General features: G+C 70.6%; 5 protein-coding genes. 1 reads left to right on the top strand and 4 read right to left on the bottom strand.

Going from position 1 to position 8,172, the window contains the following annotated elements:
- The first annotated feature begins 128 nt into the window (after positions 1 to 128).
- A complete protein-coding gene (locus ACFU8Q_RS36145) occupies positions 129 to 1,538 on the top strand; it encodes an MFS transporter (protein WP_384462760.1) in 1,410 nt (469 codons plus the stop codon).
- Between the two features lie 22 nt (positions 1,539 to 1,560).
- On the opposite strand, the gene ACFU8Q_RS36140 is transcribed toward ACFU8Q_RS36145, so the two are convergent.
- The 4 genes from ACFU8Q_RS36140 to ACFU8Q_RS36125 all read right to left on the bottom strand — a co-directional run bounded on the left by ACFU8Q_RS36140 (position 1,561) and on the right by ACFU8Q_RS36125 (position 8,134).
- A complete protein-coding gene (locus ACFU8Q_RS36140) occupies positions 1,561 to 2,172 on the bottom strand; it encodes a TetR/AcrR family transcriptional regulator (RefSeq protein ID WP_384462757.1) in 612 nt (203 codons plus the stop codon).
- A gap of 103 nt (positions 2,173 to 2,275) precedes the next feature.
- Positions 2,276 to 6,004, bottom strand: a complete 3,729-nt coding sequence (locus tag ACFU8Q_RS36135) for a S8 family serine peptidase (RefSeq protein WP_384462754.1) — start codon at positions 6,002 to 6,004, stop codon at positions 2,276 to 2,278.
- A gap of 165 nt (positions 6,005 to 6,169) precedes the next feature.
- Positions 6,170 to 7,390 (bottom strand): Glu/Leu/Phe/Val dehydrogenase dimerization domain-containing protein, encoded by a 1,221-nt coding sequence (locus ACFU8Q_RS36130; protein WP_384462751.1) that lies wholly within the window; start codon positions 7,388 to 7,390, stop codon positions 6,170 to 6,172.
- A gap of 180 nt (positions 7,391 to 7,570) precedes the next feature.
- Positions 7,571 to 8,134, bottom strand: a complete 564-nt coding sequence (locus ACFU8Q_RS36125) for a carboxymuconolactone decarboxylase family protein (RefSeq protein WP_384462748.1) — start codon at positions 8,132 to 8,134, stop codon at positions 7,571 to 7,573.
- Between the last annotated feature and the right edge of the window lie 38 nt (positions 8,135 to 8,172).

Here is an 8,172-nt window from a genome sequence, read left to right as displayed (position 1 = left end):
GGGCCGGGAGATCCCGGCCCCGGCCCGCCCACCGGCTCACCACACGCCCACGAGGCCGGGCAGGCTCGTGCGCTGCCGACACACCAGCCGGGCCCATCCGTACCCCCGCACCCGCGCAGGAGTCACCCATGGTCACCCGCTCCACCGAGCCCGCCACCGGCCGCGTAGCTGCGTACCCGAGCGTGCCCGAACCCGAACGCACCCCTCGCCGCGCCTGGCTGATCACGGCCATGATCGTGGCCTTCATGGTCATCAACTTCGCCGACAAGTCCGTCCTGGGTCTGGCCGCCGTCCCGATCATGGACGAACTCGACATCAGCAACAGCACCTACGGCCTGATCTCCAGCTCGTTCTACCTGTTGTTCAGCCTCTCCGGACTGCTCGTCGGCTTCACCTCGTCCCGGATATCGAGCCGGATGCTCCTTTTCACGCTGACCATCCTGTGGGCCGTCGCCCAGTTGCCGGTCCTCGTCGTGGCCGCCGTGCCCACGCTCATCGCAGGACGAGTGCTGCTGGGAGCCGCCGAAGGACCCGCGGCCTCGATGTCGATGCACGCCCTGTACAAGTGGTTTCCCTCGACCGGACGCGGACTTCCGTCCGCGCTCCAAATCGGCGGAGCGGCTCTCGGTACGCTCATATCGGCGCCCGTGCTCACCTGGCTCATCAGCGGATTCGGCTGGCGCTCGGCGTACGCGGTGCTCGCGGTGGTCTGCGTCGCCTGGAGCCTGGCCTGGCTCGGAATCGGACACGACGGCCCCTTCGGACAGGACGGCTCCACCGGACACGAAGACCACTCCCGGCACGGCGGCCCGTCGACGCGCGATCCCGAACCCGCGGCCGTCGCGACCACACCGCCGGCCCACCGCCTGCCCTACCGCAAGCTCCTGCTGAACGGCACGGTGCTCGGCTCCGTCGCCAGTGCCTTCGGCGCCGCCTGGGCACTCTCTCTCAGTCAGGCATGGCTGCCCACCTACCTGAGAACGCAGCTGGAGATGACACCCGCCCACGCGGCAACCGCCATCAGCGTCATCTCCGCCTTCAGCCTTGTTCTCCTGCTGACCCTCTCCCCGCTGGTCGACGCCCTGAAATCGCGCGGAGTGTCCAGCCGCTGGTCCAGCGGTGCCCTGCAGGGCACCGCCGTGGTCGTCGCCGGCGTCGCGATGGCCGTCTTCCCCTTCGTGGATGCCTCAGGACCGCGCCTCGTGCTGATCGGGGTGGCCTTCGGCGGACACGCCATCGCCATCCCCCTGCACTACATGACCACCGCGGAAGTCGTGCCCACCCGTCAACGAGGCGCGCTCTTCGGCATCGTCGCGGCCACCGGCACACTGCCCGGCCTCGTAGCCCCCTTCCTCACGGGCCGCATCATCGACACCGCGGGCTCGGAATCGGCCGGCTACCTCATTGCCTTTCTCATCGCAGCAGCGGTCATGCTCGCCGCCGGGGTCTTCGCGGTCGTCGCCATTCGCCCCGAACACGACGCCGAACGGCTGGGCATCCACCACCAGGACCGCCGGACAGCCGACACGCCCGGATGAACCACCGAGACGGCGAAGCGTCTCAGGCCGTCAGCGTCGCGTGGTCGATGCCGAGTTCGCGGGCGAGGGCCTCATCGGTCCAGGCCAGCATCGTGGCCCGGGAGAGCGGACCCGCGTACGACGTCATCTGTACGGCCAGGCCGTCCAGCAGGGCGGTCAGCCGCCAGGCCACGGACATCGGGTCGTCGCAGCGGAATTCACCGGCGGCCGCGCCCTCCTCGATGACCTCGGCCAGCTCCGCCTTCCACTGCTGGTCGAGATCGCCGGCCACGTTGCGCAGCGCCGGGTCGCGCAGCGAGGCCGCCCAGCCCTCGATCCACAGCCGCCAGCCCTTGGCCTGGCCCGTCGGCGCGTACCAGCGGACGGCGGTGCGCAGCCGCCGGACCGCACTCGTGCGGCGGCTCAGCAGCTTGCGCAGGTGGGCGAGGTCGGCTTCGGCGGCATGCGCGAAGGCGGCCGCGACCAGCTTCTCCTTGGTCGAGAAGTGGTAGAGGACAAGCGCGTTGCTCACGCCGAGCACGGAGGCCACGTCCGCGATCCGTACCGCTGCGACCCCGCGCACCTCGATCTGCTCGACGGCAGCGCGCAGAAGTTCCTCGCGTCGTTCCGCCACGCTCAGCCGTACTCTCGCCACGGCGTCACCCTAACGAATGCGCGGGGACCGGACAGGACGGGGGCGGAGCCGCGTACGGCCCCGCCCCCTGTTCATCCGACGCCCGGGGCGCCGTCCCGCACCATCAGCACCAGATATCGGCGCAGCCGGAGTTGTATGCGTCGATCAGGGTCTCCGTCAGCGAAGCACCGGAGGCGTCCGTGACGGTGGACCTCAGATCGACCTTGGTGGTCCCGAGGGCCGGCACGGTGACCTTCCAACGGCCGTCCGCCCCGCGAGCAGCCGCGGCCGGCTTCCAGTCGGTGCCGTCCGTCGCGTACCAGACCTTCAGCGAGGCGATGGGAAGCGCCTTCTGGCTGCCCTGCGCGGAGAGGCCGACCGTGTAGTCGAGCGGTTTCGCGGGGTCGGCAACGTTCTCGCCGGTGAGCGGCAGCCGGTAGTCGAGGTCCAGCAGCCGGGCCGGTGCGGCCGACTTCTCGTGTCCGGAGCGCAGCCGCCACTCGCTGGTGACCCTGGTCCCGAGCATCCAGGTCACCGGGTCCGGCGACGTCCGCGTGGCGTCGACGGTCAGCCGGTACCAGTTGTTCTTGCGCGGCAGGTCGAACGTGGCGCGTCCCGGTGCGGCATTGCGGGCCAGCACCTTTCCGTTGTCGTCCGCCAGAACCGTGCTCCCGCTGTCCGCACCCGGTGCGGTCTCGGCCCGGTGCCCGGCCGCGTCGGAGAACACCGGAAGCGCCACCTTCAGCTTGTCGCCCTCCCTGACGACCTGGGGGGCACCGGCCTGCTTGCCGAGTGCCGGGTTGAAGGGGGCGGACATCCAGTCGTCCCGGTAGTCGCCGTCCTTGCGGTACACGGTGGGTGGGCCGACCAGTGTGCCCAGCGGATAGACCAGGTCGCTGACGTCGTACTGGTAGTGGAAGGTCGCCGTCGTCCACGCCACGTCCGGGGAGAAGTACAGCGTCTGCTCCGACGGCGGACGGTAGCGGGTGAGCTGCTGGTAGAGCGTCAGACCGTGCCAGGTGGTCCAGGCGTACATGCCCTTGGGATCGGACGGATAGCCATGGGTGCGCTCTGTCGTTCGCACCTTGGCCAGATCGGACCGCCGGTCGAACCAGTCGGCCCCGGCCGGGACCCGGCCGTCGACCGAGTGGTGCAGATAGTAGGCGTCCGCCCCGGTGCTGACGCCGTCGAGCGTCAGTGTCAGCGGTCCGTCGGCCAGCCGGTCCCGGAGCGCGGGCACGCTGGCCTCATCCAGCCGGAGCACCGGCGTCGGCCGGTAGACGGAGAGCCCGTAGCCGACGTACATGATGGCGGCGGTGCCCGCGTCGGTCAGTTTCTGGTAAAGCGCGTTGTTGAACGAGGTCTGACTGGTGGCCGGGGTCCACAGCACGATCTTGCCCTTGAGGTCCATCGACGCCGGGTCGGTGTCCGCCCCGGTGCCGATGTCGACGACCTCGCCCGTGGCGGTACCCAGCCAGCTGTAGATGCTGTACTGCGACAGCAGCAGCTTCAGCGCGTCCGCCGAGGAGCCGGGCTCGTGCGCGTCGACCTCCCGCTGCTGCCAGCTCAGCCCGCCGAAGAATGTCAGGCCGTCCAGTGCCGCCCCGGTCGTGGGCACGGCCTCGACGCGGTACTGGCCGGCGGAACTCGGCGCGATCAGACCGGTGTCCACGGCGCCGGAGCCGGTGTCGATCCGCGAGGCGATTCCGGTCGCCGACTGGAGGGCCACCCGGGCCGATCCGTCGTCCACCCCGATCCGTACCGGCTTCGCGTCCTCGGTGCCCAGGACGACCGATGTGTCCTGATCCACCGTCACCCGCCGGGCGAAGTGGATCGCCGTGGTGCCGACGACGGTGTTGCCCACCTTGTCGTACTCCCAGGTGTGTCCGAGGGCCCGGTAACTGCCGCGCGGCAGTGTCACCTTCTTCGGAGTGGTGCCCGTCAGCCCGATCAGCTGGGACGTGCCGGCCTTCTCGTTCTGCAGAACCACACCCGTCGAGGTGGCCTCGCTGCCTTCACGCGGCGCGGGTCCGGTCAGGGTGAGGGTGTACGTCTCGGGATCGGCCTGGATCGAGACCGGTACGGTCGCCCGTCCGCCTCCCGGCCAGGTCGCGGTCACGGCGCCGCCGTACGTCGAGCCTGCCTCGACCCGCGACGGGTCGAGCGTGACCTTCGAGACGGCGGAGGAACGCGCCGGCACGGTCAGCGTCTCGGCGCCGAGGCGCACCGCACTGTCCTGCCCCGTGGAGAGCCTGAGCCTCACGGGCTTGTCGGTGGTGTTCGTCCAGGTCAACTCGTGGCTCTGGGGTTCGGCGGAGGAGGTCGGGTACGTGGTGTGGGCGGCCAGCGTGGCGGGTTCGGCGACCACCGCTGTGGCCAGTGCGGCCGGTACGTCGGTGAGGCCGGATCCGGTGTCGGAGACCGTCGCGCCGTCCACCGGCGAGGCGCTGCCGATCAGTGCGGCCTTCAGCCGGGCGCCGGACCAGTCGGGATGCCGCTGCGCCAGCAGGGCAGCGGCTCCCGCCACGTGCGGGCTCGCCATCGACGTACCCGAGAGCGAGGCATACTGCTCCGTGACGGCGGCGTCGTCCAGGGTGCCGGCGGCGCGCGCGGCGACGATGTCGCTGCCGGGTGCGGAGATCTCCGGCTTGACGGCAGGCCGACCCTGCCGCGGGCCGCGTGAGGAGAACGACGACATCTCACCGGACTTGGTGACCGAGCCGACCGTCAGAGCGGCGTCGGCGGCGCCGGGCCCACTGATCGTGCGGTCGCCGCTGTTGCCCGCGGCGATGACGAAGAGGGTGTCGTGCTCGGCGGAGAGCTTGTCGACGGCGGCGGACAGCGGGTCGGTGCCGTCGGACGCCACGGTCGAGCCGAGGCTCATGTTGACGACCTCGGCATCCTGGTCGACGGCCCACTGCATGCCCGCCAGGATCCAGGAGTCGTAGCCGTAGCCGTCGTTGCCGAGCACCTTGCCCTCGACGAGCTGCGCGCCCGGTGCGACACCCGCGTACCGGCCCCCCGAGGCGGCCCCGGAACCGGCGATGATCGACGACACATGAGTGCCGTGGCCCTGCATGTCCTGCACGTCGCCGTCACCGGTGAAGTCCCGCGAGGCGACGACGGCACTCTTCAGATCGGGGTGGTCCCGGTCGTAGCCGGTGTCGAGAACGGCGACCCTGGTGCCCTTCCCGGTGATCCCGGCACGGTGCGCCCGGTCGGCACCGATCTGCGGTACCGATCTGTCGAGCGTGGCCCGCACCCTGCCGTCGAGCCAAACCTTGCCGATGCCCGCGATGCGGGCCCGCGATTTTGTGCCGAGCTGTTTCCAGACGGTGTCGGCCGACTTCTTCGGGACATTGAGCGCGGTGGTCTCCGTGGCCCGGAAGGCCGCGGCGACCCGCGCGCCCTTCGGGGCTCCGGGAGCCGCGGACGATGACGCGGCGCTGCCGACGAGGATGCGCAGCGAGTCCGTATCGGCGTCCGAGTAGCCCGAGGCGACCAGCTCGGTCACATCGAACAACCGCTGGTCCACACGGCCCAGGGAGATCTGGCCGATGGCGTCGATGGGCACCGCGTACTCGTGGCCCCCGGCCCGGAAGCGGGTGAAGCCCATGCCCTCACGGCCGGCTCCCGGCACGATCGAGCTGATCTGTACGCCGTTCCCGCGGCCGGAGTACGTCACCACATCGCCGGTCAGCAGGGTGACGGTGCTGCTCCCGCCGGCGGTCCCCGGGGATGTGGACGGGGTGGCGAAGGCGGGTGTGTTGTCGGCGGCGGCGGGGAGTGTTCCACCGGCAAGGGCGGCGGCGAGCGCGGTGGCGCAGACCGCGGCCCATCTGGTCCGTCTCATTCTCACCTCGTGAACTCGTGTGTTTTCAGGGGGTGGTGAGGTGAGAGTGTCAGGGGCACGCCGAATTGGAACCGGATGCGGTCTGGCGGGAAGCTGCCATGGCGGCTATGCGCCGTACATGTCCACGATATGCTGCAACAGCCTTTGTCCGGTGGACAGTTGGGATCAGCTGTACCAGCCGAAGCGTTCCGCCATCACCGGCAGCCGGTCCGCGACGATGGCATGCGCGGCGGCCCGCGGTGTGCAGTCGTCGGCCTCGGCGCGGGTCAGCGTCAGGTCGATCAGGGCCCGCATCGAGCGGCGGGTGTGGCCGAACGCCTCGTCGGCGTCCGCGCCGATGTCGCCGAACAGGGTCCACCACCACCAGGCGTTCGTAGCGGAGTTGACGACCACATCCGGCAACACCGTGATCCCGCGCGCCGCGAGCAGCGCCTCCGCCTCGGGGAGCACCGGCATGTTGGCCGCCTCCACGAGCCAACGAGCCCGTATCCGGGCCTGGTTGGTCGCATCGATCGCATACGAGACGGCTGCCGGTACGAGTATCTCGGCGTCCTGTGCGAGCCAGGCGTCGGCGGGCAGCTCCCGGTCCCCGTCCCGGAGCGCGCGGCGGTCCACCGTTCCGTACCCGTCCCTGGCGGCCAGCAGCGCCTCGACGTCCAGGCCGGCCGGATTGGCGATCGTGCCCTTGATGTCGGCCACGGCCACCACCTTCAGCCCGGCCCGCGCCAGGAAGCGCGCCGTCGCCCCGCCCATGGTACCGAGCCCCTGTACGGAGACCCTCGCCTCCCGGTACGGAACGCCCGCCCGGTCCAGTGCCGCGAGCGCCGACTCGGCGACCCCGCAGCCGCCGACCAGTTCGTCGAGCCCGATGCCGTCCATCTCGACGGCGAACGCGTCGGTGAGCCGCTGCCGGGCCGCGGTCTCGTCGTCGAGCAGCGGATAGACGGCCTGGACCGTGGAGACCAGCCCGGCCTCGGCCGCCGCCCGGTCCACGAGGTCCTGCGTGAGCCCCAGATCCTCGCCCGTCGTCCACACGTTCTCGATGTACGGGCGCACGGCCCGCAGATAGCGCACGAGAATGCCGTACGCCTCCGGGTCGCGCGGATCGCAGTCGATGCCGCCCTTGGCGCCGCCGAGCGGTATGCAGCGGGCGTTCGTGTCGTCGGCGTCGAAGTGGAGGGCCTCCTTCATCGACATGCCGCGGGCCAGCCCCGCCACCTCGTCCAGCGTGCAGCCCGCCCGCATCCGCAGCCCACCGCTGGCCACCCCGCGCACCAGTCGGTCCACGACCAGATGCCCCTGACGACCGGTGACGTGGTCGGTCCAGGTGAGCGATATCAGCGGCGCCGTGGGTGCGGCGGAGGGGGACGCCGGAGGTGTCGTCATCGGGGGGGCTCCTCGGTCACGGTGATCACGGTGGGCCCGGGGTGGGGCACTGCCTCCCGTTACGGACGGGCCGACACCAATGGATCGGTCTACTGAATCGCTGGTCAGTATCGGGAGGCGGAACCGCTCATGTCAATGCGGCCACTGCTGAATCGTCGTTCAGTGGCCGAACGGCATCGGTCAGCCGGCCGCGGGGCGTTCCACCTCGCACCGGTCCTTGAAACCCTGGCTCGTCAGACCGAGGGCGGAATTGGTGCGGGAACGCATGTTCTCCACCGCGACCATGGTCGTCAGCTCGACGAGCGCCGCCTCGCCGAGCGTGGTGCGCAGCCGCTCCACCAGCTCGTCCCCGACCTCGGGCGGGGTGAGGCTCATCGCCTCCGCATACGCCATGACGTCACGCTCCAGCGGGCTGTACGCCTCGCTCTCGCGCCACACCGGTACGTCACGCAGCTTGCGCGGTTCCATGCCGTGACGGTGGTTCTCCCAGTAGCCGAAGTCCATGCACCAGCTGCAGCCGATGGTGGTCGCGGCCGCCATGACGGCCAGCGCCTTGAGCTGCGGGTCCAGCTTCGTCCAGCGGCCCACCGCCAGTTCGAAGCGGCTCCCGGCCCACAGCACTCCGGTGTGGTGGGCGCTGGCCCGCAGCGGATCGATGACCTTGCCGTACGTACGGTTCGAATACCACGAAACGGCGCGGAAGAGGAGGCTGCGGGGCGGGTCGAGCGAGATGCGGGCGGTCATGGCCGGTCTCCTTCGGTACGGCTCGGATGCCCGCCGAC

It is taken from the genome of Streptomyces sp. NPDC057543 (assembly GCF_042801895.1).
Classification (GTDB): domain Bacteria; phylum Actinomycetota; class Actinomycetes; order Streptomycetales; family Streptomycetaceae; genus Streptomyces.
Note: the sequence above shows the minus strand (reverse complement) of the source record. Positions and strands in the feature narration are given on the sequence as shown.